Origin of the sequence: Idiomarina aquatica (genome assembly GCF_003987185.1) — a bacterium.
Lineage (GTDB): Bacteria > Pseudomonadota > Gammaproteobacteria > Enterobacterales > Alteromonadaceae > Idiomarina > Idiomarina aquatica.
Map to the genome: position 1 here is coordinate 1,279,718 of NZ_PIPS01000001.1, position 26,095 is coordinate 1,305,812.

Below are 26,095 nucleotides of genomic sequence, written 5' to 3' on the forward strand. Positions count from 1 at the left end.
TAATAAAAAGAGGGACATAATGTCCCTCTTTAGTGGTAGTCCCGCAATTAGCTCGCCTGTCGCATGCCTTCGTTGGCTTGTGCAGCACCTACGGCAACTTCAGCCGGTTGCTTACGGTGGTAATGCCGCAACGCGTGTTCCTGACGACGTCCGGAGCTAAAGGCTGATACTCGTTTTAGGTATCCGATGACCCGGGTACCGTAGTCGATATCCGGAGATCCACAATCCGGGCAGTGCGCTAAGGTACGCTTATCAATGTGTTCACAGCGGTTACAGATCGTGATTTTTACGTTAATGCAGAAGTAATTACAGCCGGTTTTTGCGGCCAAATTGATCAACGATAGGTAACCATCCGTGGTCAGCTTTTCATCCAGGTTCAAGTGCAGTGCCGAGCCGCCGTCGAGGTAGTCAATTAACTCCTTGCCGTGCAGAATAAATTTATCCAGGGCGTTGGTTTGCTCGTCTTCAACCACATAAAAATAGGAGTTATAACAGTCGCGTGTCACCTGATAACCGTCTGCTTTGTCCCATTTTGAATTTTTCACACCAAGGTTTTCAGCCGGCACAAACTCGGTGTTAAACAGATAGCCATAGGTCAGTTTCGCCTGTTTGTTCGCATCATAAATGACCTTCAAATGCTGCTGAACAAAACGTTTATAGGCGTCGTTGTTACCCACCGTAATGCCCTGCGATTCGGCAGCTTCCGCCATACCGTTAATGCCAATCGTTAAGAACTGTTTATCGAGACTGATGAAGCCCGCATCATAAACGGTAAGTAACCCTGCACCTTTGTATTCTTCCATCATTGCCCGGTATGCAACCTGATATTTATGAATTTTCTGTACTTCGGTTTCCAGATCGCGGCCATCCTGAACCAGACGATTCATGTTGATGGTAATGACATTGATCGACCCGGTCGCGACACCTCCGGCACCCAGGGTGTAGGAAAACGTGTTATCACTGATTTCATTCCGCAAACGGCAACACGATGCCAGTGAGTCTGCGTTATCTGACAAGTAAATAAAGAATGAGCTGCCCTGCGAAAGTTCCGCTGCCATTTTTTTAGCAAACGTCTGGTCTTTACACTGGCCATTGTCCGTTAACATTGCCACGGTCACGACCGGGAACGTCAGAATGGTTTTCTCGCGTTCCTTGTTAAACCAGTCGAGGAAAAAGTCCTGCAATGCACTAACCGACTCCCACTGTGGCTTGGTAAAGTCGGCAGGAAACACAAAATCGCCAAACATCGATTCAAAATAATGCTTATCGTAAATGGAGATATTCCAGAATACGCTTTGATATCCTCGTGCTGCGGCGGGTTGATTCAGAGCATAAACCACATGCTGAAGATGATTAGCAATTTCGTGGCGATGTGTGGCTAAGTAGTTGTCGCCGTAATCTTTGCGGGCAAAATAGTCAAAATAGGTAAGAAACTCGACCGTCGCAACGGCACCGGCAAACTGCGAGCTGACCGCGAACACAAAGTTCACGAAGGTACCGCAAAAGGATTCCAGATGCTTCGGCGCCTGCGATTCGCCCCCGAGCTTAGTGAGTCCGTCACGCAAAAATGGGTACATGGTGACCGAAACACAATAGGGTTTTAGGCTGGTTTCATCGTGCACGTAGATTTCATGATCTTCAATTTGACGAACGTACTCTCTGGCCAGGTCTTCATCGAATAACTCAGCGATCTTATTACTGACCTGTTTGCGGTTAACCTGGACAAAAAAGTCCTTCATTAATTCGGCTTCCAAGGTGGCAATGTTCTTTTGCGTGACATTGGCGTTGGCGTCCATCTTTGAACCGTCAGCCGCATTCTGGGCGTGCAGGTAGTCGTTAATAAAATTAACTTTGCCGGTGACTTGCTGTTCGGTTAAGCGCAACATAATTATTCTCCTTATTGAAACGCAACATTCAGCACTTGCTGGTTGCGCAAATCATAAAACTTCTGATTTGTTGTAGGGCTGTCGAGCCCGCCGAGTTCTTTCACCCAGGGGCCGGTTTTTAGAAAATCCAGGTGCTCACGCAGTTGAATGGACACGTTGTCATAACCCGTATACAAGCAGGTTTTTATTCCCCGACGGCGAGCCAGCTTCAGACACGCCTTCAGCATCTCAGGCCGCCATTCTCCGCCCATAAACGCCAAACAGGTAATAAACCCCTGGTAACGATTAAGTTGCTGCGCCAGATAATCCAGGGTTAACTCCAGACCGGAACCGACGGCCCAGGTATCGGCACTGTGGCAGCCTTTACACCCAACAGGGCAGCCGGTCATGGTATAAGCCAAAGACACCTCGCCAGGGACTTCCTGAAAGACCACTTCCTCGCTACAGTAACGAAACAACGCATCGCGCATAAAACACCATATATAGTTATTAAACTTCTTATTAGCACTAGATATTGTGTTTAAGGCTAATCTGTTTTTGGGCTTTTGCGTTGATCAGTGTCAACGATTCATGAGGCTATTGCTTACTGTTTGAATTCCCTGAGTTTTCTTAGAGAGGGTTAATTTAACCCTGTCGGTAAAATAAACCCCAACCAGTATGGTAGGAATCACCTATACTCATAAAAATTCGTTTTATTTCATATGGTTAACTATTGGCCTGTTAATTGCTCTAGAGAAGTGCACACATTTTTAGCGCTACAACAAAAGCAATTAAAGGAGGTCGTGAATGGCCGGGTATCGTAAGTTATGGTGGATACTCATTTGTATCCTCGCTATTACCTTTGGCATTTTGGGGTACTTTGGTAAAGAAGTTTATCGTGAGGCTCCCCCTATCCCTGATCAGTTTGTTACCCCGCAAGGCAAGGTTATCGCCACGGAGGATAGTATTCTGGACGGGCAAACCGCATGGCAGTCTGTGGGCGGCATGCAGTTGGGCTCTATTTGGGGCCACGGCGCGTATCAGGCGCCCGACTGGACAGCCGATTGGTTGCATCGCGAGCTGATCGCCTGGTTAGAAATTCGCGCGCAGGAAGTCTTCAATCAACCCTATGACTCACTGACAGGCGCTCAGCAAAACCAGCTGCAGTATGAACTGAAGCAAGAGTATCGTACCAATACTTACGATAAAGACAGCAACCGCGTGATCTTGAGTGATCGCCGGGTACAAGCCATTGAGCAGACCGCAGATTATTATTCACGCCTGTTCAGCGATGATCCTGAGCTTCGCCCTACCCGTGTCAGCTACGCGATGAAGGAAAACACGTTACCTTCGGCAGAACGCCGCGCGGTAATGACCGATTTCTTCTTTTGGACCGCATGGGCAGCCGCAACCGAACGCCCGGATGCAGACGTTACCTATACCAACAACTGGCCTCACGAGCAGTTAATCGACAACGTTCCGAGCGCAGAGAACATCATCTGGTCGATCGTCAGTGTGATTTTGCTGATTGCTGGTGTTGGCGGATTGATTTGGGGCTGGGCATTCCTGCGTAATCACGACGAGGAAGACCCCGCCGCACCCAAAGAAGACCCGTTAACCAAGATTAAACTGACGCCATCGCAAAAAGCGTTAGGTAAATACTTATTTATCGTTGTCGCACTGTTCTCACTGCAAGTATTACTGGGTGGCTTTACCGCGCACTATACGGTTGAAGGCCAGGAGTTTTATGGCATCGACGTATCACAGTGGTTCCCGTATTCATTGGTCAGAACCTGGCACATTCAAGCCGCGCTGTTCTGGATCGCGACGGGATTCCTGGCGGCAGGTTTATTTTTGGCCCCCATCATTAACGGTGGCAAAGATCCGAAATACCAGAAACTGGGCGTCGACATCTTATTCTGGGCATTAGTGTTGGTGGTCGCCGGTACCTTTATCGGTAACTATCTTGCCATCGCACAGATCATGCCTGAGCATTTGAACTTCTGGCTCGGTCACCAAGGTTATGAATACGTCGATCTGGGACGTCTATGGCAGATTGGTAAATTCCTTGGCATCGTCTTCTGGCTGGTACTGATGATGCGCGGCGTTGCCGGTGCGTTCAAGGTAAAAGGCGATAAGAACCTATTGGCGTTATTCACCGCTTCCGTGGTTGCCATCGGGCTGTTTTACGGCGCTGGTTTCTTCTACGGTGAACGTACCCATATTTCTATCATGGAATACTGGCGCTGGTGGATTGTCCACCTGTGGGTAGAAGGATTCTTTGAAGTTTTCGCCACCGCCGCACTCGCGTTCATCTTCCACAATATGGGGCTGGTATCACGCCGTATGGCGACCGTGGCTTCACTGGCTTCAGCATCGCTGTTCATGCTTGGTGGCGTTCCCGGTACCTTCCACCACTTGTACTTCTCTGGCACCACCACGCCGGTGATGGCCGTTGGTGCGACGTTCTCAGCGCTGGAAGTGGTACCGTTGATTGTGCTGGGCTGGGAAGCCTGGGAAAACTACAGCCTGCAGAAGAAAGCCGACTGGATGCAACGCCTCAAATGGCCACTCATGTGCTTCGTCGCGGTTGCCTTCTGGAATATGCTCGGCGCCGGTGTGCTTGGTTTCATGATCAACCCACCGATCTCGCTCTATTACGTCCAAGGCCTGAACACCACGCCAACCCACGCGCACGCAGCGCTGTTCGGGGTCTACGGCTTCCTGGCACTGGGCTTTGTGCTACTGGTACTGCGCTACATTCGTCCAACTCTTCAGTTTGACGACAAGCTCATGAAAATGGCGTTCTGGACCATGAACATCGGCTTGTGCCTGATGCTCTTCACCAGCTTGTTGCCGGTTGGCTTCATTCAGTTCTACGCCGCCGCGACCGAAGGTCTCTGGTATGCACGTAGCGAAGCCTTCATGCAACAACCGCTGCTGCAAGGCCTGCGTTGGTTCCGTACCGTTGGCGATATGATCTTCATCGTCGGTGCGCTAGCCATCAGCTGGCAAGTGGTTAAAGGCTTGAAGCACAAGTCCGCTTAACCTCATACAGCCGGGTTTCCGCCCTCCGCGGAAACCCGCTTATGCACTTTAGGAGGAGCCATGCAGTTAATCGAAAAGTTAGGTTACGTAAACCGCCTACAATGTTCCAGCAAACAACAGGATTTAACCCAGCGTATCGCTCAGCTTGAGTCAGACAACCAACAGTTGAGATCTGAACTTGAGTCCGCTAACACCATCGTATCCAGACAGCAGCAAGAACTCGCTGACGTTCACCAGCGATTTGCATTCATCGAAAATTTCACGCAGTCATTAGCCGGCTACCAGAATACCTTTTCGCGGCTAAGTGAATTGTTGCAACGCGAACGCGAAACGCTGCTGACCATTGATCAGAATAATCAGACCGGGGAGTCAACCATGTCTGCTGTGGTAGGCAACCTGAGCGCCATTGTCGATGACATTGAAGCCACCTCAGAAAGCGTTTCTGCATTGAAACACCACACTCAGGAAATTGAAAAAACCAGCGCCGATGTCAGAGGCGTTGCCGAGACCACCAACTTGCTGAGTTTGAACGCCAACATCGAAGCGGCACGTGCCGGCGAACATGGTCGCGGCTTTACCGTCGTCGCAAACGAGGTAAGAGCTTTATCACAACGCACCACGGAGCTCACCGACCGCATTAACGACAAAGTCGGACAAATTGTGCTGGGGGTTGATGCAAGTCATAGCCGCAGTATTGAGGCGATGCAAACGACGCGCGACAATATTGCGTCCACAAAGCACTATCTGGCTTCGTTAGCAGAAGAAAATCAGCACATTAAACAGCTGAGCGGCAGCATTTCCAATAGCGCCTTACTGGCTCAAATTGAACTGGCGAATATTGAAGAAATGCAGTTAAGAATGGACGTCTACCGGGTCTATCTCGGCACCCTCGCGGCGGAACAGTGTGATGTGGTCGACTCAAACACCTGCGGTATTGGCCGGTGGTACTATTCTGAGCTGTTTCGACAACGGTTTAAATCTCATCACAGCTATCAGGCCATCGAAGCCCCGCATGATCAAGTGCATCAATGCGCTCAAGCGGTAGTCAACGCCGTACAAACGAACAATCGCCCGCTTGCACAACAAAAACTCGCTGAAATGGAGCAATACAATCGCGAGGTTAATGAACACATCCAGACGATGTCGGAGAACTTACTGGAGGAGGTATGAGCCGTAAACCAAATACCAAAACAGCCATGTACCAGCTACTGGATACCATTCGCGAACACATTCCATTCGGTTTAAAAGAGGCGGATATGTGCCAGGGCATTTGCCGCGGGTGTTCGAAAAAAATGATGGAAATGCTTGATGCCGAAGTCAGCCAGTGGCAAGCCGATCTCGATAACGACTTGGCTGAACCGACCCTGGCTGACCTGGTGTTTATGGAAAAACTGGCACGCCGCACAAAAAAAATCTTACAGCGTAATCATTTGATGAACTAACTGAGTAGATAAACGTGTTCAGTTACGGGGTTTTCCTCGGTTGAGGTACCGTTGATCACGCCTTCGTCGGACTCCAACTGTTCAATACTGAAGCGCTGGCCAAAACCGGATTCCACCTCACCTTCGGTGACTGAAAACGGTGGCCCCTGCCGAAAACCAACCGGGTATTGCAGTGTAATCAACAACCCCTGCGCTGCGGGCGGTAATTGTTCACTTAACTGCTTAACGTAACGGCTGCGCATTTCCGGCGGCAACGCTATCATGGCGGCACGATCATACCAGACATCAACCTCAGCAAGGTCCTGCGCAGTTAACGCAAAAAAATCACCAACCCAGACCACCAGTTGCCCACACGCGTACTGCTTAAACACGCCTTGCTGAGTGATCTCAGCGGTCAGACCGTTTTCCTCGAACAGTTGAGCGACGGCCAGCTCACTGAGTTCAACGCCAAAAACGCGATAGCCCTGAGCCATCAACCAAATTAGATCGTTGGACTTGCCACATAAGGGGACGAATACCAATGATCCAGGCTTAGCGAAGGTTTTAAAATAGCGACAAAGCATGTCATGCGGCTGCGGACGATGAAAACCTATCTGTTGGTTTTGCCAACGTTCATGCCAAAAGCTGGCTTCCATGTATTACTCCTAAACTAAAAAAGCACCCGCAAAGGGTGCCTTTTACTGTGTAAAAGATCCAGTCAAGTTCGATGCTATTTTATTGCAACAGCGGCGATCCTGTACTGGCAAAATCGAAACCTTTAATCTCCGCCTCATTTGCCAGTGCCTGAATGTATTGTGATACGGCTTTGCGGTGTACTTTCTCTTCAAGATACTCCGCCACTTTTTCACGTACCGCTTCGTACGGAAGCGCCTTGCCTTCAATTTTATGATCCACCGACACTACATGGAAGCCATAGCGGGTTTCCACCGGGTATTTCATGATACCGGTGTCAGCCGTAAACAACTGACGCTCAAACTCTGGAACCGTTTGCCCTTTGCTCAATTGACCCAAATTACCATCGGTTTCCTTCGATGGACAGGATGAGTATTGGCGTGCAAGCTGAGCAAAATCATCGCCTTGATTCAGTTGTTCGATTAACTGCTCGGCCATGCGCTTAGCATTCACCCGTTCGAGATCATCATCCGGTGCTGCAGCCAGCAAAATATGCCGTGCTTCCACAATGGGTGACGTTTTAAAGCGTTCAGGGTTTTGCTCAAAATACTGGCGACACGCCTGCTCATCCGCACTTGGCCGGGCAACCTCGCGTTCAATCAGCACTTCAATAAAGTCATCTTCGGCACCCTGTGCGGCATCATCAAGCACTTCGATACCGAGCTCCTTTGCCCGCTGTTTAAACAATTCCCCAATAACCAGGGCTTCAGCTGCTTTACTCATCGCTTCTTCGCGAGTATCCGCAGGGTGATATTGCATTTCTTCCAGGATTGCTTTTTCCGGAATTTCAACGTGATTAACTTGAATCATAATACTGTCCTTGAGGGGACTGTTGTCCCCTCTACTGCATAAATCTTAGCGGGCGAACTTTTTCCGCACCACTTGGTGCTGACGCGCAACATACTGCACCGGTACGCTGAACATATGCACCAGTCGCGAAAATGGGAAGATAAGGAAAATGGTCATCCCCAACACCACGTGCAGCTTGAACACCCAATCCACCGGCGTATTGGCGATCGCTGCCACGGCATCAACCGGATCCAGGGTGACGATGTTCTGAGCCCAGGTCATTAAGGCCACCATAACCGCTGCTTTCTCACCTTCAGCACCGTAAGTGACGTGGCTGATAGAGTAGAAAATCGACACCAGACCCAATACCAGTTGCGCCAGCAAAATCCACAACAGCAGAATATCCATGGTCGAGCTGTTGGCACGAACCCGCGTGTTGTTCATGCGACGGTTGACAAGAATTGCTAAGCCATACAAGCAGATCAGACCAAAGATGCCACCCATAATGATAGCAACCCACTGTTTCATCTCATTGGTTACGCCCAGCATATGCCAGATTGGTTTAGGGGTCAGCAAGCCGACCAGGTGACCAAAGAAAATACCAATGATACCGATGTGAAACGGCAGACTGCCTTTGCGCAGCTGTTTACTTTCCAAAATCTGGCTGGAGCTGGTCTTCCACGTATATTGTTCGCGGTCGTAGCGAATCCAGGTTCCGATAAAAAATACAGCCAGGGCAATATAAGGATATACGCCGAAGGCCAACATATTAATGTAATCCATGATGCTCTCCTTAAATCCCTGAAACTTTGCGTGGCTGTGCGTTGCCTGACTGCAACAGCTCATCCGTATTCAACGGCACAAACTGATCGCGGCGCTGGCTTTCTGACGGACGATGTTGTGCGGTTGGGCACCCCTGGGTTTGATCCGTACCGGTAAAGGTAACCGCTTCCTCTTCCCAGACTTTGTCCAACGCTTTCGCCGTATCGTCACGTTTTTCATCCGCAATTTGGCGGCGCACATCATCGAGATCGATGTCGATGCCTGACGCATGCAACAGCACTTCAAACAACAGTGAGTAGTTACTGCCACGCTGTTCCAGACGAGCCGTAAGCAGTGCCAAAATATGCGCCACTTCTTCCAAGCCCAGACGCGCGTTGTCGTCGCCTTGTGTTGATAAAAACTCTAGGTACAGCGGGATATAATCGGGCAGTTCCTTAACGCCCAATTCCAACCCGGCCTGTTTGTATTGATTGTTTAAATCAACCATCGCCTGACCACGGTCACGAGATTCACCATGGACGTGTTCGAACAGCAGCAATGACAATGCCCGGCCGCGCTCAAACAAGCTGTCGTATTCCGACTGCCAGTCCATCAACCGCATCTCGCAGCGACTGTGTAAAAATTCCAATAGCGCGGCTTTGTCGTTAGCGGCCAGAGTGGACTGCTCAATCAACCCTTCAAGTTCTGCCCGAGCCTCAATCAGCTCGGGTTTCGGGTAGTCCAGTAATAAAGAAATAACCTGTAAAACTTGCATCTGATTACTCCTTCATCGTTACAGGGATGACCTGGCGGACGGTTTGCTTCTTCGCGCCAAACAAGTTCACACCGTTATTGCCATCGCTACAGCCGTTGCCGAAGCTAAAGCCGCAGCCGCCTTTCATGTCGTACGCATTTTCGGCGTATGCGCGGTGACTGGTCGGAATCACAAAACGATCTTCGTAATCAGCCAAAGCCATGTAACGGTACATTTCTTCAACCTGATTTTTACTCAAGCCGACTTGTTTCAGCACATTCAGGTCTTCCACGCCATCAACATGGTGTGAGCGCATGTAGGAGCGCATAGCAATCATGCGTTCCAGCGCCCGAATGATCGGTTTCTCGTCGCCCGCCGTCAGCAAGTTGGCCAGGTAACGCAGCGGAATACGCAGCGACTTCAGATCCGGAATTTCTCCGTCCATGCCCACATGACCGGCTTCTACTGCGCTTTGAATCGGCGACAGCGGCGGTACGTACCAAACCATTGGCAAGGTCCGGTATTCAGGGTGCAATGGCAGTGCGACTTTCCACTGCATCGCCATCATGTAAACCGGCGAGCGCTGTGCCGCTTTAATCCAGTTTTCAGCAATACCTTCTTTACGCGCTGCTTCCTGCACTTCCGGATCGTGCGGGTCAAGGAAGATACCTAACTGCTCTTCGTACAGATCCTGCTCGTTTGGTGTATTTGCCGCCTCTTCGATTCGGTCGGCATCGTAAAGCAACACGCCTAAGTAACGGATACGGCCAACACACGTTTCTGAACAGGTGGTCGGCTGACCGGCTTCGATACGCGGGTAGCAGAACGTACACTTTTCGGACTTACCGGTTTTCCAGTTATAGTAAATTTTCTTGTATGGGCAGCCTGATACACACATCCGCCAACCACGACACTTGTCCTGATCAATCAAGACAATGCCGTCTTCTTCACGCTTGTAAATGGCACCGGATGGACAAGCTGCGACACACGCAGGGTTCAGACAGTGCTCACACAGACGTGGCAAGTACATCATGAAGGTTTTTTCGAACTGGCCGTAAATGTCCTTCTGTACAACGTCATCGAAGTTTTTATCTTTTTTACGCTTTTCGAACTCGGTGCCAAGAATTTCTTCCCAGTTAGGACCCCATTCGATTTTTTCCATGCGTTTACCGGTGATCAGTGACCGCGGGCGCGCGGTCGGCTGATGTTTACTCGGTTTTGCCGTGTGTAAGTGTTGATAATCAAAATCAAACGGCTCGTAATAGTCGTCAATTTCAGGTAAATCCGGATTACCAAAGATGTTCGCCAGCACTCGGCGTTTGCTACCAATCTTAAGTTCCAGGTTGCCCTTTTTATTGCGCGACCAACCACCGTTCCATTTATCCTGGTTTTCCCATTCTTTCGGGAAACCGATACCCGGCTTGGTTTCAACGTTATTGAACCAGGCATACTCGACCCCTTCACGCGAGGTCCAGACGTTTTTGCAGGTGATGGAGCAAGTATGACAGCCGATACACTTGTCCAAATTCAGCACCATGCCAATTTGAGCTCTTACTTTCATCGTGTTGTCCTCACTCCGATTTATTCAGTATCCAGGAAGTCGACTTTGTCCATCTTGCGGACCACCACGAATTCATCGCGGTTACAGCCTACTGTCCCGTAGTAGTTAAAGCCGTATGCCTGTTGTGCGTAACCACCGATCATGTGGGTTGGCTTCATCACGACACGCGTTACTGAGTTGTGGATACCACCACGGGTACCTGTCAGCTCAGATCCAGGCATGTTCAAGATACGTTCCTGAGCGTGGTACATCATGCTCATACCTTCTGGTACACGCTGAGATACAACCGCTCGGGCACATATTGAACCGTTAACGTTAAAGATTTCGATCCAGTCGTTATCCTCAACACCCGCTGCCTTCGCATCGATCTCACTCAGCCACACAATAGGGCCACCCCGCGATAGGGTTTGCATTAACAGGTTGTCGGAGTAAGTACTGTGGATACCCCACTTCTGGTGCGGCGTGATCCAGTTCAGTACAATCTCTTTATTGCCGTTCTGGCGCTTGTTCAGCACCGGAGCCACTGTTTTCAGATTAATCGGTGGCTTGTACGCACACAGCGTTTCACCAAAGTCACGCATCCACTCGTGATCCTGATAGAACTGTTGACGTCCGGTAATGGTACGCCATGGAATCAGCTCGTGTACGTTGGTGTAACCGGCGTTATAAGAGACATGTTCATCTTCCAGACCTGACCAGGTCGGTGACGAAATGATCTTACGCGGTTGCGCCACGATATCGCGGAAGCGGATCTTTTCTTCCTCTTTCGGCTTCGCCAAATGAGTGTGATCGCGTCCTGTCAGTTCGCCCAGTGCAGCCCATGCTTTTACGGCAACGTGACCGTTCGTTTCCGGTGCCAGTGACAAGATGGTTTCACAGGCATCAATCGCCGTTTCGATCTTCGGACGACCTTTGTTGACACCTTCTTCAACGTGCGTGCGGTTCAGCTTGCCCAGGAACGCCACTTCTTCTTTGGTATCCCAGTTAATGCCTTTACCGCCGTTACCCAGTTCGTCCATCAACGGACCCAACGAGGTGAAACGGTGATAAGTGTTCGGATAGTCACGCTCAACCACAGTAATGTTTGGCATGGTTTTACCCGGAATGGCTTCGACTTCACCTTTCCACCATGCTTTACCACCGTATGGCTGTGCCAGCTCACCCGGCGAGTCATGTTGTAACGGTACGGTCACAACATCCTGCTCAACACCCAGGTGCCCCTGACTGATGCGCGAAAAGTCTTTGGCGATACCTTTAAAGATGTCCCAGTCCGACTGTGCTTCCCAAACCGGATCAACGGCCGCCGTTAACGGGTGAATAAACGGATGCATATCCGAGGTATTCATGTCGTCTTTTTCGTACCAGGTTGCCGTCGGCAACACGATGTCTGAATACAAACACGTGGTCGACATACGGAAATCCAGTGTGGTCAGTAGATCGATTTTTCCTTCCGGCGCTTCATCAACCCATTCCACGTCTTCCGGCTTCTTACCGCCAAAATCACCGAGGTCTTTGCCCAGCAGACCGTGCTTAGTACCCAGTAAGTGCTTCAGCATGTACTCATGCCCTTTACCGGATGAACCGAGCAGGTTTGAACGCCAGATAAACAGGTTGCGCGGGAAGTTCTTCGGATCGTCCGGTTGCTCACAGGCAAACTTAAGCTCACCTTTCTTCAACTGATCGACGATGTAGTCTTTAACATCCATGCCCGCTTTCTCGGCAGCCTTAACCAGACCCAGGGGGTTGGTTCCCAACTGCGGTGCCGACGGTAGCCAGCCCATACGTTCAGCACGGGTGTTGTAATCAAGAATAGTGCTGTTCCACTTATCCTTATTGGCCAGCGGTGATACCACTTCGCTCATATCAAGCTTTTCGTAGCGCCACTGATCTGAGTGGTTGTAGAAGAACGAGGTGCCGTTCATGTGGCGCGGCGGACGCTGCCAGTCCAATCCAAAGGCCAGCGGCTGCCAGCCGGTTTGCGGACGCAGTTTTTCCTGGCCAACATAGTGTGCCCAGCCACCACCGGATTGACCGATACAACCACACATCATCAACATATTGATCAGGCCACGATAGCTCATGTCCATGTGATACCAGTGGTTGATTGCTGCACCGACAATCACCATGGAACGGCCTTTGGTCTTATCGGCGTTGCGGCCGAACTCTGTCGCCACACGGATGACATCTTCTGGTTTAACGCCAGTGATGTGCTCCTGCCATGCCGGCGTGTAAGGTACGTTATCGCTGTAATCTTTAGCGCGATTTTCATCGTTAATGCCGTTATCAACGCCATACTGCGCCAACATCAGGTCAAATACCGTCGCGACATATGCGGTTTCGCCGTTGGCCAGCTCAACTTTTTTAGCCGGAATTTTGCGTACCTGAACTTCGTCATGTTCGGTGTGTTGGAAGTACTCATACTCGTGCGGCGCACTGCCGAAGTATGGGAAGCCGACTTCAACCACTTCGTCATGGTTGTCTTTCAACGACAATTGCAGATCCAGCTCACCTTGTTTGTCTTTCTGCTCCAGGTTCCACTTACCTTTCTCGCCCCAGCGATATCCAATCGAACCGTTCGGGCTGGTCAGACGTTGGTCTTTGCTGTTTATGGCAATGGTTTTCCAGTCTGGGTTGTTTTCTTCGCCCAAATTGTCAACCAAGTCAGCAGCACGTAGGAAACGGCCCTGATTCAGAACTTTTTCACCCGGCTCCAGCATCACCAACATCGGCATGTCGGTGTAGCGAGTGACGTAGTCGTGGAAATACTGGCTTTGCTTATTCACGTAAAACTCTTTCAGAATAACGTGACCAAATGCCATTGCCAGTGCCGAGTCCGTACCCTGACGCGGTGCTAACCAGGTATCACCAAATTTTGATGCTTCCGAGTAATCCGACGTGATGACACAGGTTTTGGTGCCTTTATAACGAACTTCCGTTAAGAAGTGCGCGTCCGGTGTACGTGTTTGAGGGACGTTCGAACCCCAGACAATAATGTAGTTTGAGTTATACCAGTCAGCGGATTCCGGTACGTCCGTCTGCTCACCCCATACTTGCGGTGAAGCTGGCGGTAAGTCACAGTACCAATCGTAGAAACTCAGGCAGTTACCACCGATCAATGACAAATAACGGGCGCCGGCAGCGTAAGACACCATCGACATCGCCGGGATCGGTGAGAAGCCGCTGATACGGTCTGGTCCGTAGGTTTTGGCGGTGTAAACGTTTGACGCGGCGATGATTTCATTCACTTCTTTCCAGTCAGCACGAACAAAACCACCCATACCACGGGCTTGCTTATAACTTTTCGCTTTTTTTGGATCGGTGACAATGGATTCCCAGGCTTTTACCGGATCCTTATGCTTTTCTTTGGCCTCACGCCATAGCGTCATCAGTTGCTGACGTACTTTAGGGTATTTCAGACGGTTGGCACTGTAGATATACCAAGAATAACTTGCCCCACGAGGACAGCCCCGCGGCTCATGGTTCGGCAGGTCAGGACGCGTCCGCGGATAGTCCGTTTGCTGAGTTTCCCAGGTGACCAGTCCGTCTTTGACATAGATTTTCCAACTACAGGAACCGGTACAGTTAACGCCATGGGTAGAGCGCACGATTTTGTCGTGCTGCCAACGCTGGCGGTACCCTTGTTCCCACGTACGGTCTTCATCCGTAGTCACACCGTGACCATCAGAAAAAGATTCTTTATGCGTTTTGAAGAAACGCAGTTTTTCGAGTAGACGACTCATATTAAGACTCCCAGTCTACGCCTAACAGCTAGTTCAATAGATGACCGGCAGTTTGCTCGATCAAAACACGTAAAGCCAGTAGGGTAATTGCCTCGAAAAGCGAATAGGGGTATCAAAAATACCCCTTTTGGGAGATGAGGGTAGTTTTTTAAGCTATTGATTATTAATAGTTTTATTTTTTCCAATTGAGAGTGGTTTTCATTACCCACTATTTTCGATAAAAAAGGGGTAGCCCAAAGTTACTTAGCCTCTCGTCGTCTGTTAATATACATTCCACTTACATGTATTTTGCGCTGCAGAGTTTCGGAGCAGGATTGCCATAGGCGTATGAGAACAACATCCATTATCAATCTTTTTCGGGTTTCACTCGCCCTTATCGTTATTGTTGCCAGCGGTTCGGCACTCACCGGTTTTCTGCTGCTGGAAAAATCAGAAAAGGATGCCGCTGTCATTAATGCCGCCGGTATGCACCGGATGCTCGCGTTTGAGTTATTAGCAGCCGACCAGGCCAGCAACACCGACGAAGTCGAGCGCATCAGTGGTGATATTAATCAGCGCTGGCAGCACCCCTTGCTTGAATTTCACACCAACGATCCCGCTTCCGACGCCTCCACCATCGCGGTTACCGCTCGGCAGCACTGGCAACGTATCGAACGACAGTTATCTGCTGCCGAGCCGATCAGTTATACGTCGGTAAAGGATTATGTTGAGCAGCTGCAAAGCTTTGTATTGGCGCTGCAACATAAATCCGAGCAGCGCATGACCCTGGTGAGGGGCGCCCTGGCGGTGTCCGCCTTTATTATCGTGGCGGTGTTTTTCTTCCTGCTGTATATCCTGCGCCGGCGCATCGATGAGCCATTGAACCATGTTATGAGTGTTTGCCGACGGTTGATTCAAGGTGACTTTACTGCTCGCGCGCACATTGAATCCAACGACGAAATTGGCCAGTTGTCTAACGCATTGAATAAAATGTCGGACACCGTCAGTTACTTTTATGGCGGCTTAGAGCGCCGGGTTGAACAACAAACCGCGGAACTGAGTAGAAAAAACAAGGTGCTGTCGTTTCTCTACGACACCGCACGCTCGATCATTGTCCACAGCTACGATTATGCCAATTATCAAGACGTCATTGAGCGTCTCTATGAAGTTGGCGAAGTCGACGATATCGAACTGTGTCTGTTGACCGAAGAAGGCAGCCGTCCGTTTTTACAATTACAGCCGCGGCCGACCTCGAAAGAGCCTTGTAGCAGCCAAAGTTGCGCGACCTGTATCAAGGCGGGCGCCGGTGCTTCTATTATTGACGATAAGATGGTCTACCGGTTTGTCTTAAAACGGGAAGATCAAGAGTATGGCGTATTGATTGTCCGTTGCGAACCCGGCACCCAGTTAGAAGGCTGGCAACAACAGCTGATGAGCTCGACGGCCGATCAATTGGCACTGTCACAGAGTTTAAAAACCGAGGAAGAACAAGTCCGGCGCCTGGCACTGATGCATGAACGCACGGTCATTGCACGCGAACTTCATGACTCCCTGGCGCAGGCATTATCCTATTTGAAAATACAGGTTACACGGTTACAAAAGGCCGTCGAGAAACAAGACCGGGCGGTCATTGATGACGTGTCTACCGAACTCCGCGAAGGTCTTAACTCGGCTTACAAACAGTTGCGCGAACTGCTTACCACGTTCCGCCTGAAAGTTGATGGTTCAGGCTTGTACAACGCTTTGCAAACGACGGTGAAACAGCTGTCTGAGCAAAGCGATCTGGCAGTGCAATTAGACTACCGTCTGAATGACATTCCACTGGCACCTCACGAAGAAATTCACTTGCTGCAGATCATTCGTGAAGCCAGTCAAAACGCGGTCAACCACAGTCAGGGTGAGCATTTGCATATTACCCTGACACAACCGGCGGGATCCGACATTGAACTGACCATCAGTGATGACGGTATTGGTATTCCCGAAAATGCTGAGAAGCTCAATCACTACGGTCTGGCGATTATGCAGGAACGAAGCCGAAACCTCGGTGGTGAACTCGAAATGCGTCAGCGGGAAGAAGGCGGGACCATTGTCTGGTTCCGCTTCACGCCGGACTACTTGTTGCAATAAGTGGTCGCAATCGTGTGTTGCAGTCGTTTGCCGGGCTAGTCCGGGTCTGTCCGGCAGATTATTACGGGTTATAAAACTCACCGTGCCGGCGCAGATAAATAATGTAATTGGCGATAAAACCGAGCACAAAGAACACGGCGATTTCAAACATAACGTTGGCAAAGCCCTGTTCTTCCCATGCCAGTAAAAACCTAAGCGGCAAATAAACCGCGCCGATAAAAGCCACGCTGCCAACCCAGGATAAGACCCGGTTTACGTAAGCTAACGGAAATACCTTATGTAAGGTCACCACAACCGAGCCGTTAGCCATTGCCGAACTGATCACCAGCCCCATCATACTGATAAAAAGTACATCGAAGTAACGCATATCCTGCGGGTAATCCATCAGCAGGAATTGTCGCGCGGCCATGGCCGCAAACACCGACATCAACAGTAAACAGACTTGGGTTACCAGGGTGCCGCCGAATAGCCGCCCCAACCAATGGCCAAGTGGGCGCGCCAGAATTCCCAGAAATGGCGCCATCCAAACCAGCATCAGCGTGCTGTATCCAAACTCGACTTCCAGAATGATCGGCAGCACAAAGCTAAAGCCAATAAAGCTTCCCAGTGTCATGTTGTACAAAATGCCCACATACCAAAGATGCTTGTTATTCAGCAGCAGACCCCGTAACGGCACTCGGTTAATGGGTTTGAATGGAAAGTGAGTGTTTGGCAACAGCCATTGTTTAATCGAAGAAGCAAGAAATAACACCGCCATCAGTAACGGAAAGCTCGCCGGGGTAATGGCAGCTCCGATGGGTTGCCGTGAAAACAGATTGCCACTACTCATCACAAAGGTCTTTGCTGCGCCTTCTATCGGCAGCGGCAACATCACCACCAATGGCACCAGTAAGTACGCCAGGAAGGTCGAAATTAAAATAATCCCCACCACCCACGCTGACGGCAACGACGTGCCGGTTAAATCCGAACGAGTGCCAACCAGGCTCGAGTCAAATGCCCGACCATAAATGATCGCCGGGTATCCGGATAGTAAAAGCGCTAGCGCCAGAATACCCATATGGGTTTGCTGATAAACCACACCGACAAAGCCCGCTGCTGCCACAATGAGCATAGCAAGATTGTGATAACGACTGACCATGGCGGTCGCCTGCGCCGAGAGCAAACTACCGATCACACGGGCAAGCACCCCGCCGGCTCCGCACACCGCGAGCAACACGAAAGCATCGGTGACCCCCAACTGGCGTGTTTGATACATCAGCACGATCATGATCGGCCAACTCGCCCAGTAGCTCATCCCGATAAGCAATTGCAGCCACGTGGAGCGACTTTCTCTATTCACAGCAACACTTTATTGAGTTGTTTCGACATTCCCTAAACTTTGCAGTGACGCCACTCAAAGGACAACTCGTTTTACGTGTTAGTTAGCAGTTTTTATGGGGTAACATTCTACCCATAAGGGGGTATTTTTAATGTATTTAGTGCGCAGTTGTGGCAACCTATACGCTATTCAAGCACGATAAATGTACGTTCAAGGAGAGACCCATGTCGAGTGAAGCGGCCAGCATCATGTTAGTTGATGATCACCCGTTACTGCGTAAGGGACTGAAGCAACTGATTGCCATGGAAGATGACATGCAAGTTGTTGCCGAGGCCAGTAATGGCAAAGATGCAATAGAACTCGCGGCGCAGCATGATCCCGATTTAATTGTGTTGGATCTTAATATGCAGGGCATGGACGGTATCGAGACGTTGAAAAAACTGCGCGATTCCGGCGTGACCTCGCGCATCATTATGCTTACCGTCAGTGACGCCGATGACGATGTGGTGGCGGCAATTACTAACGGCGCCGACGGCTACCTACTAAAAGACATGGAGCCGGAACAGCTGCTTGAACAAATCCACCGCGCGGTTACCGGTAAAATGGTACTGAGCGAAGCGATTACCGAAATTCTTGCTACGGCTCTGCGACAGCCAGCAAAATCACCGTCATCACAGTTGAGCTCGCTGACCAACCGTGAGTACGAAATTTTGAGCCTCATCGCTAAAGGCATGAGCAACAAAGTGATTGCCCGCGAACTCGATATCTCCGACGGCACCGTTAAAGTCCACGTTAAACATCTTCTCAAGAAACTAGGACTTCGATCCCGTGTTGAAGCCGCCGTATGGATGGTGAATCAACAAGGGGAGCAATAATGTCTGCAATGATACCCGTCGCTGAAGCCGTCGAACGCATGCTTGAGCGTGTGACCCGCGTGGTACAAACTGAAATCGTACCGCTGGCACAAGGACTTGGCCGCATTTGTGCCAAACCAATACAGTCACCGATTGATGTACCCGGCCATGATAACTCAGCGATGGACGGTTATGCGGTTCGTGCCGGTTCGACGCAGGTCGGCGACCAACCGGTGATTGTGGGTACTTCTGCGGCAGGACACCCATATAGCGGCGCGGTTGCGGCCGGACAATGTGTCCGCATCATGACCGGTGCAACGGTTCCCACCGGAACCGACGCCATCATCATCCAGGAAAATGTCAGTGTCTCGGACGATGGCGGCAGCATTACCATTAACGAGCCGGTCCGTGTTGGAGACAACATCCGCCTGCGCGGTGCCGATGTTAGCCAGGGCGCGACCGTGATTGGTCAGGGCGAGCGTCTCAATCCGGTTGATATCGGGTTACTCGCGTCACTGGGCATCGCCGAGGTTGAGGTGCAGCGGACGCTAAAAGTGGCGGTTTTTTCTACCGGTGACGAACTGGTCAGCCCCGGTCAGCCGCTCCAGTCCGGTCAGATCTACGATTCCAATCGTTACTTGATAGGGGCGATGCTGCAACGCCTTAATATTGAGGTGATGGATCTGGGTCGCTTACCCGACAACCTGGAAGCCATAAAAGGCGCGCTGACTGACGCAAGTACGCAAGCAGACGCCATCATTACCAGTGGCGGTGTGTCCGTTGGCGATGCCGACTACACCAAACAAGCGCTTGAAGCGCTGGGCGAAGTTGGCTTTTGGAAGGTCGCAATGAAGCCCGGTAAGCCGTTTGCGTTTGGCCGCCTTAACCAGGCATGGTTTTTCGGTTTGCCCGGCAATCCGGTCGCCGCGGCCGTTACCATGGACCAATTGGTACAACCGGTGTTGGCAAAACTTGCCGGAGAACAACAGCAGGCGACGTTGCAGTTGTCAGCGACGTCTGCGGAAGCGTTGAAAAAACGTCCGGGGCGGGCTGATTTCCAACGCATCTGCTACTGGCAGGATGAACATGGCGAACTCAAACTGAAAAGTGCTGGCTCTCAGAGTTCAGGGGTATTAAGCACACTTAAACTTGCCAATGGTTTTGCGGCTATTGAGCAAGAACGTGGCAAGGTAGAACCCGGCGAGTCGGTCACCGTACTGCCCTTTTCTAAGCTCCTGCGCTAATGCACAGCGGCAGCCTTAAAGGCTGCCATGACCTTGACGCCCGGCGCTAATGCCAGTCGCTGACACGATGCTCTGGTAATCAGCGCCCGTAACTGCTGGTCGCCGAGGCTCAAGGTGACGATAACTTCAGCCGCATGACGCGCCGCCTCAACCGCAACCACGTTTGCGGCCAATTGATTGCTGAGCGAACTGGCGGTCAAGGGTTGCAAGGCCAAACTGACATCACGTGCCCAAACCAGCAACCGTTGTTTAGCTGAGGTCTCTTCAAGCGCTTGCGGAAGCCACAATGACTGCCCGTCTATCCGCCAGCATTGCAGGCCTTGTTGCGGCACCTGCTCCACCGGTTCCAGCTCAAGTACTGACAATGGCCCATCGCTATGACCAGCCAATTGTGGCACCTGCTGTTGTAATGGTCCCGCAGACTCGACCTGCCCTTGGTTGATCACCACTACATCATCAGCGAGCTGCACCACCTCGTCTAACTGATGGCTGACGAATATCATCGGCAACTGAAAACGTTGTTGCACCTTCTTTAGATCCGCCAAAATTTGCTGCTTGGCGGCGTAATCAAGACCCGTCATTGGCTCGTCCAGCAGCAGCAGACGCGGTTGTGACAGCAACGCCCGGGCCAATGCGACGCGTTGCTGTTGTCCCCCCGACAATGCACTGGGATAACGTTGCAACAACGGACTAATGCCCAGTACCTTGATCACTTCATCCGGATGAATAAAAACACCTTCGCCGCGTTTGGGCATACCGTAGAGAATGTTCTCCATAACCGATTTCTTGCTAAATAAGTGCGGCTGCTGAAACACCATAGCGACCTTTCGATGTTCGGCCCTAAGCTGTTTGCGCCCCTGCAGCCAGTCGGTTGTGTGCCACTGAACCGAACCCGATACCTGCGTTTCCAATCCGGCGATAACCCGCAACAAGGTGCTTTTACCACTGCCGGAGGGACCGAAAACAGCCGTTACGCCCGTGCCGGAGAATGCGTGTTTTACTTGCAGTTGGAAACCTGCCCGTTGCAGAGAAACATCAACCTTTAGCATAGGTCGCGCCCCCCAACGTGCGTTTTTGCAGACTGTATACGGCCAGTAGCACCGTAAACGAGAAGACCAGTAAACCCAGCGCCAGATTACCCGCGGCATCATAGTTCATCGCTTCGGTATGGTCATAAATCAAAATCGAAAGAACCTGAGTTTCTCCGGGGATACTGCCGCCGAGCATCAAAATAACGCCAAACTCTCCTAGCGTATGAGCGAAACTTAGTGTTGCCGCCACCAAAAAGCCGCCTTGGCTGGCCGGTATCACCAACGTCCAGAAGCGACGCCACCAGCCAGCCCCGAGCGTTGCCGCCGCTTCCAACTGCCCTTGCGGTAACTGACGAAAGGATTCAACCAACGGCTGTACCGCAAACGGCAGAGAATAAATCACCGACGCCACCAAAATCCCCTCAAAGCTGAACGCCAAATGATCCAGCCCCAAGGATTCTAGGGTAGCCCCCACAAATCCTGATGGTCCTAACCACATCAATAAGTAAAAGCCGAGTACCGTCGGCGGTAATACCAGCGGTAGCGCGACCACGGCCTGGATCACCGAACTTAACCAGGAATGCCGGCGCGCCAGCCACCAGGCCAGCGGGGTTGCCAGTAATAACAGGATGAGGGTACTGTACAATCCCAGCTTCAAGGTCAGGCTGACCGCCTGCCAGTCGAGGGCTGTCATGGTGATAACTCCGTTGCGCGTACCTGTATACCAAAGCGTTGTTTTAATGCATCAAACTGTGACTGGCGATAAAACTGACTGAATGCGCGCGCCGCCGTAACTTGCTCCGAGCCCGCAACCCTTGCGTGGTTCTGTTGCAGCCGCTGCGAGTCGTCAAGTTGTAACTGCAGCAGTTGATTTTCCGAACGAGCATCCAACGGTACGACCGACAGCGCGACCAGACCAAAATCAGCTGCGCCACTAAACACCATTTGTGCAGCCTGCGCCACATTCTCGGCATACACCAGCTTCGGCTTGATCTGCTCATAGAGACCCTGGTTCTTTAGCCATCCCAACGCCGCCTGGCCATAGGGCGCATGGCGTGGCTGGGCTATTGCAACGCGGATCTCCGCCTGCATGATGTCGGCCGGTTGCAGTGCCGCTTTTGAGCGCGGTGCCCACAGCACCAACTGCCCGATGCCGTCGTCATGCACCCGGTCGACCAGCAACTGTTGCCGGAGCTTCTGCATAAACCGCGGATTCGCCGAAAAATAAAGGTCAAACGGCGCGCCAGCAGCAATCTGAGTTGCCAGCTTCCCGGATGAGCCGTAAATGACTCGCACCACCTGTTGGTGCTGTTCGCGATAGGCCTGCGTGATAGGTTCTAAGATGGGTCGGTAACTTGAGGCTGCAGCGATCGTCAACGGCTCGGCGTTGACCATTGCGATCACACTCACCCACAACAATGCCAGAAAGAAAACCGCCCGCTGCCGCATTACTGGTTACTCCCAGCGGTTGGCAGCAACGGTGTCACTGTCTTTAGCCGCGACCCAGCGACTGCCTTCGGCGTAGTGCTCTTTTTTCCAGAATGGCGCTTTGGTTTTTAGATAATCCATGATGAAACTGGTGGCTGCGAACGCCGCATCGCGGTGACCACTGGCCACGCCGACAAAGACAATTTGCTCATTAACCCGTAAATAGCCGACCCGGTGAATAACGGTAACCGCCGCTAACGGCCAACGTTGTTGTGCTTGCGCGACGATCCCCTGCAGCGCCTTCTCGGTCATCTGCGGATAGTGTTCAAGCTCCAGTGCCTGCAGGTCACCGGTGTCATCGCGTACCAAGCCGGAAAAGGTAGCGACGGCGCCGCAACTGGCGTGCTTGGCCAGTGTTTTATAGCAATCAGCGACATCAAAGTCTTCGGTTTGAACCGCAACCTGTACCGACATCTTGTTTAACCACCTGTTACCGGGGGAAATAACGCCACCTCGTCACCATTCCCGACACGCTGCGTCGGTTCCGCAAATTCATGATTGACCGCACACAGCAAATCATAGCGTGACAGTTCTCTGTGCCATTTATCAGAGCGGCTTTTTAACTGCTCCAGCAACTTAGCCACGCTGATGGGTTTGTTAATGTCGAGCTGTAACTGGTCGACAGCCAGCCGTTCACGTAATACTGCAAAGAATTTAATGGTTAACATTCATGCCTCCTGATGGTCCGCCAACGTCCAATGACCGCGTTTACCGCCCTGTTTCTCAAGTAGCCGGGTTGCCTCAATCACCATCGCCGGGTCAACCGCTTTGCACATATCGTAAAGCGTTAAGGCCGCCACCGAGGCCGCGGTCAGGGCTTCCATCTCAACCCCTGTATTGCCATTCACTTTGCACTCGGTATAAACCACGATGGCACCATCGTCTTCCTGCACATCAAAGCTCACCTCAACCCGCGTTAATGCCAGTGGGTGGCATAACGGAATCAGGTCGCTGCAGCGTTTAGCGGCCATAATACCGGCGATGCGTGCGGTGGCGAAAACATCGCCTTTCTTCTCTGCGGCCTGCTTCAACAATGCAATCACATTGTTCGCGGTGCGTAAGGTACTGGTCGCTTTCGCAGTACGCTGCGTGAGCGCTTTATCGCCCACGTCAACCATATGTGCCGCGCCGTCTGCGGTTAAATGTGTTAAATGTGTCATGTAAAATTCTGCTCCCGGTTAACGCAAATGACCGACAAAGTTGCACGGCCCCTGTCGGGCATCCAACTGCGGCTGCAGTAACTTTTCCCAGGCCAACTGGGCGGCGCCACCGGAACCCGGTACGCACGCGATAAGGGTATTATTGGTTAGCCCGGCAAAGGCTCTCGACTGCAGCGCTGACGAACCAATATCCTCGTATGAGAACGCTCTAAATAATTCACCAAAACCGTCAATGGCGTTATCCAGCAATGGCTCAATGGCTTCATAAGTGACGTTATCGGGGGCGAACCCAGTGCCACCATTCGTGATCACAACCTGAACGTCGTCGGCGGCGATTAATGCACACACCTGCGCCCGAATTTGGTGCTTATCATGACCAATGACCATACGCTGAACCACGTTGTGACCCTCACGCTGCAGCCAGCTTTGCAGTTTATCGCCGGTGGTATCGTTGCCCGCATCGCGTTTGTCCGAAAACGTCAGTACAGCCACGTTCAGCGGCTTAAACAGTTTGGCGGTACTCATTCGCATTCTCCTTGAGTAGTCTTTGCCATTGTTCGGGGGTATTGGTATTCAGCATCGCGTTGGCATCCGGGGCAGTAATCACCTCAGCCTTGAACTCACGTAACAAGGCCATCACCGAGTGGTCGGCATAGTCCTGTACCAGCGCGTTTTGCAGGTAGTGCATCAGCTCATCGGTCACGGGTAGCACACAGGGTAACGCTGCATGCTGATAATGCACCGGTTTTGACGTAGGATGCGCCAATAACGGCTGCAATAACGCTTTCGACAGCCGCGGCATATCCACCGGAACGACCACCACCCGGGACAGGCCAACGTGTGTACGTAACGCCCGTAAGCCGGCATGAATACCGCTTAACGGTCCGTGTCCCGGATAAATATCCGCGATTCCGCCGGGCCGCTGGCCACAGATCAGCACGGGCTGGCACTGCACCTGCTTTAGAACGCGCCAGGTGCGGTTGATTAAGGTTTCGCCGTTTAAGCTCAGTAACGCTTTGTCCTGACCCATTCGGCTCGATTTGCCGCCGGCTAGCAGCAGTCCAGCCACCGGCCTATTCTGGGAAGCACTCATAACTAGCCTCCAATCATCGCGAGATGACGCGTTGCACCACTGTTTTCATCATGTAAACCATGGGTAGCCTGTTTTAGCATGATGTTGTTCTGCAGTGCCTTCATCAATGGCTCGGGATCATCGGTTTGTAAGTACTGACGAATGTCCTGGTGCTGTTCAGTAAACAAACACAAAAACAATTGCCCCAGGCTCGAGACCCGTAGACGATTACAATCATCACAGAAGTCTTTGCTGTAAGGCATAATCAAGCCCATCTGACCCGCATAATCCGGATGAGAAAACTCTTGCGCAGGCCCGTCATTATGACTTTTTAAACGTTGCACCCAGCCCTGCTGCAGCAATTGCGTTTTAATTTCCTGACCACTGACATGATGGCGGCGATAGTAGTCAACGTTATCGGATGTGCGCATCAGCTCAATAAAGCGCAATGCGACATTGCGATCCTTAATGAACGTCAAAAACTGCGGTAACTCGCCACCGTTGTACTGCTTAAGCAGCACCGTATTTACTTTTACCTTAGCGAAGTCCATGGCGACCGCCTGGTCGATACCATCGATGATTTGTTCGAGTTTGTTCTGCCCGGTGATGAGGTGAAACGTGGCCGGATCCAGGCTATCAATACTGACGTTAATCGCATCAAGGCCGGCATCGCGCCATTCCGGTAGATCGCGCTGTAAGCGATAACCGTTAGTGGTGATTGCGACTTTCTCAATACCCGGAACTTGTTTGCAGGTGGCAATGATTTCAGTAAGATCTTTGCGCAGGCAAGGTTCCCCGCCGGTCAAGCGAATTTTGGTGGTGCCCAGCTCGGCAAAAGCGGTAACCAGACGACGGATTTCCGGCAAGCTGATCTCATGGCGTCGTGAACTACAATCCGGCCCATTGGGCAGACAATAATCACAGCGAAAATTACAGCTTTCTGTCAAAGACAGCCGTAAATAAGTAAAGCGTCGCTTAAAGCGATCCTGCAGTTGTGTCATACGTCACCTTTCCAGTGTCGGGAGGTGGAACCGTTTCCAGTACCACCCGGTGGCAGTCGTTTAACGACCCACCACGGCTCACGGTTCGTATTAACGGCACTATGGCGGTTAACGTAGATCCCGTCGCTCGGCGAATGTGACAACAAGCTTACGCACAGTTTACTGTCCGCGAAATTCCCTTGAATGGA

The 26,095-nt window shown here is 51.4% G+C and carries 24 protein-coding genes and 1 riboswitch; of the genes, 6 read left to right on the forward strand and 18 right to left on the reverse strand.

Features of this window, described 5'->3' with window-relative positions; genetic code table 11:
• Positions 1–47 precede the first annotated feature (47 nt).
• Both nrdD and nrdG read right to left on the reverse strand, forming a co-directional pair.
• Entirely contained in the window at positions 48–1,886 is a 1,839-nt protein-coding gene (nrdD, locus tag CWE23_RS05920; protein WP_105305405.1) for an anaerobic ribonucleoside-triphosphate reductase, read from the reverse strand.
• Between the two features lie 11 nt (positions 1,887–1,897).
• Entirely contained in the window at positions 1,898–2,356 is a 459-nt protein-coding gene (gene nrdG / locus CWE23_RS05925) for an anaerobic ribonucleoside-triphosphate reductase activating protein (RefSeq protein ID WP_105305404.1), read from the reverse strand.
• A gap of 316 nt (positions 2,357–2,672) precedes the next feature.
• Here nrdG and CWE23_RS05930 point away from each other — a divergent pair, with 316 nt between their 5' ends.
• From CWE23_RS05930 to CWE23_RS05940, 3 genes are read left to right on the forward strand one after another with little or no spacing between them, the layout of a single operon-like run.
• Complete coding sequence (locus tag CWE23_RS05930; protein ID WP_126819742.1) at positions 2,673–4,913, forward strand: nitric-oxide reductase large subunit; 2,241 nt, start codon at positions 2,673–2,675, stop codon at positions 4,911–4,913.
• Positions 4,914–4,973: 60 nt separating this feature from the next.
• Positions 4,974–6,083: a methyl-accepting chemotaxis protein gene (locus CWE23_RS05935; protein WP_126819743.1), complete on the forward strand. Its 1,110-nt coding sequence runs from the start codon at positions 4,974–4,976 to the stop codon at positions 6,081–6,083.
• On the forward strand, positions 6,080–6,355 hold the full coding sequence (locus CWE23_RS05940; RefSeq protein ID WP_105305401.1) for a hypothetical protein: 276 nt from the start codon (positions 6,080–6,082) through the stop codon (positions 6,353–6,355). Before CWE23_RS05935 ends, CWE23_RS05940 begins: the two co-directional genes overlap by 4 nt.
• Here the strand turns inward: CWE23_RS05940 and tmpT are convergent.
• From tmpT to CWE23_RS05970, 6 genes are all read right to left on the reverse strand, one after another.
• Entirely contained in the window at positions 6,352–6,990 is a 639-nt protein-coding gene (gene tmpT, locus CWE23_RS05945; protein WP_105305400.1) for a thiopurine S-methyltransferase, read from the reverse strand. The two genes, CWE23_RS05940 and tmpT, sit on opposite strands and share 4 nt — an antisense overlap.
• Before the next feature lie 79 nt (positions 6,991–7,069).
• Entirely contained in the window at positions 7,070–7,837 is a 768-nt protein-coding gene (locus CWE23_RS05950) for a peptidylprolyl isomerase (protein ID WP_105305399.1), read from the reverse strand.
• A 45-nt stretch (positions 7,838–7,882) separates the two neighbouring features.
• The gene (narI, locus tag CWE23_RS05955; protein WP_105305398.1) at positions 7,883–8,599 is read right to left on the reverse strand and encodes a respiratory nitrate reductase subunit gamma; all 717 of its coding nucleotides are present in this window, start codon (positions 8,597–8,599) and stop codon (positions 7,883–7,885) included.
• Between the two features lie 10 nt (positions 8,600–8,609).
• A complete protein-coding gene (gene narJ, locus CWE23_RS05960) occupies positions 8,610–9,353 on the reverse strand; it encodes a nitrate reductase molybdenum cofactor assembly chaperone (RefSeq protein ID WP_105305397.1) in 744 nt (247 codons plus the stop codon).
• Positions 9,354–9,357: 4 nt separating this feature from the next.
• Positions 9,358–10,893: a nitrate reductase subunit beta gene (gene narH, locus CWE23_RS05965; RefSeq protein WP_126819744.1), complete on the reverse strand. Its 1,536-nt coding sequence runs from the start codon at positions 10,891–10,893 to the stop codon at positions 9,358–9,360.
• A 20-nt stretch (positions 10,894–10,913) separates the two neighbouring features.
• Positions 10,914–14,633, reverse strand: coding sequence for a nitrate reductase subunit alpha (locus CWE23_RS05970; protein WP_126819745.1), 3,720 nt, complete (start codon positions 14,631–14,633; stop codon positions 10,914–10,916).
• A 327-nt stretch (positions 14,634–14,960) separates the two neighbouring features.
• Here CWE23_RS05970 and CWE23_RS05975 point away from each other — a divergent pair, with 327 nt between their 5' ends.
• Positions 14,961–16,739: an ATP-binding protein gene (locus CWE23_RS05975; protein WP_105305394.1), complete on the forward strand. Its 1,779-nt coding sequence runs from the start codon at positions 14,961–14,963 to the stop codon at positions 16,737–16,739.
• 61 nt (positions 16,740–16,800) lie between these two features.
• On the opposite strand, the gene CWE23_RS05980 is transcribed toward CWE23_RS05975, so the two are convergent.
• Positions 16,801–18,078, reverse strand: coding sequence for a nitrate/nitrite transporter (locus tag CWE23_RS05980; protein ID WP_126819746.1), 1,278 nt, complete (start codon positions 18,076–18,078; stop codon positions 16,801–16,803).
• 203 nt (positions 18,079–18,281) lie between these two features.
• Here CWE23_RS05980 and narL point away from each other — a divergent pair, with 203 nt between their 5' ends.
• Positions 18,282–18,932: a two-component system response regulator NarL gene (narL, locus tag CWE23_RS05985; protein WP_105305392.1), complete on the forward strand. Its 651-nt coding sequence runs from the start codon at positions 18,282–18,284 to the stop codon at positions 18,930–18,932.
• A complete protein-coding gene (moeA, locus tag CWE23_RS05990; protein WP_126819747.1) occupies positions 18,932–20,155 on the forward strand; it encodes a molybdopterin molybdotransferase MoeA in 1,224 nt (407 codons plus the stop codon). The genes narL and moeA overlap by 1 nt, the downstream gene beginning before the upstream one ends.
• On the opposite strand, the gene modC is transcribed toward moeA, so the two are convergent.
• From modC to moaA, 9 genes are all read right to left on the reverse strand, one after another.
• Positions 20,152–21,204, reverse strand: a complete 1,053-nt coding sequence (modC, locus tag CWE23_RS05995) for a molybdenum ABC transporter ATP-binding protein (protein ID WP_157982913.1) — start codon at positions 21,202–21,204, stop codon at positions 20,152–20,154. The two genes, moeA and modC, sit on opposite strands and share 4 nt — an antisense overlap.
• A complete protein-coding gene (gene modB / locus CWE23_RS06000; RefSeq protein WP_105305389.1) occupies positions 21,191–21,880 on the reverse strand; it encodes a molybdate ABC transporter permease subunit in 690 nt (229 codons plus the stop codon). The genes modC and modB overlap by 14 nt, the downstream gene beginning before the upstream one ends.
• Complete coding sequence (gene modA / locus CWE23_RS06005) at positions 21,877–22,635, reverse strand: molybdate ABC transporter substrate-binding protein (protein ID WP_126819748.1); 759 nt, start codon at positions 22,633–22,635, stop codon at positions 21,877–21,879. The genes modB and modA overlap by 4 nt, the downstream gene beginning before the upstream one ends.
• Positions 22,636–22,641: 6 nt before the next feature.
• Complete coding sequence (gene moaE / locus CWE23_RS06010; RefSeq protein ID WP_126819749.1) at positions 22,642–23,088, reverse strand: molybdopterin synthase catalytic subunit MoaE; 447 nt, start codon at positions 23,086–23,088, stop codon at positions 22,642–22,644.
• 5 nt (positions 23,089–23,093) lie between these two features.
• Entirely contained in the window at positions 23,094–23,342 is a 249-nt protein-coding gene (locus CWE23_RS06015; protein ID WP_126819750.1) for a MoaD/ThiS family protein, read from the reverse strand.
• A complete protein-coding gene (gene moaC, locus CWE23_RS06020; protein WP_105305385.1) occupies positions 23,343–23,834 on the reverse strand; it encodes a cyclic pyranopterin monophosphate synthase MoaC in 492 nt (163 codons plus the stop codon).
• A gap of 18 nt (positions 23,835–23,852) precedes the next feature.
• Complete coding sequence (locus CWE23_RS06025; RefSeq protein WP_241970538.1) at positions 23,853–24,359, reverse strand: molybdopterin-binding protein; 507 nt, start codon at positions 24,357–24,359, stop codon at positions 23,853–23,855.
• Positions 24,337–24,927 (reverse strand): molybdenum cofactor guanylyltransferase, encoded by a 591-nt coding sequence (gene mobA, locus CWE23_RS06030; protein ID WP_126819752.1) that lies wholly within the window; start codon positions 24,925–24,927, stop codon positions 24,337–24,339. The genes CWE23_RS06025 and mobA overlap by 23 nt, the downstream gene beginning before the upstream one ends.
• A 2-nt stretch (positions 24,928–24,929) precedes the next feature.
• Complete coding sequence (gene moaA / locus CWE23_RS06035; RefSeq protein ID WP_105305382.1) at positions 24,930–25,907, reverse strand: GTP 3',8-cyclase MoaA; 978 nt, start codon at positions 25,905–25,907, stop codon at positions 24,930–24,932.
• Positions 25,896–26,052, reverse strand: a riboswitch (molybdenum cofactor riboswitch). (Overlaps the previous gene by 12 nt.)
• Positions 26,053–26,095 lie beyond the last annotated feature (43 nt).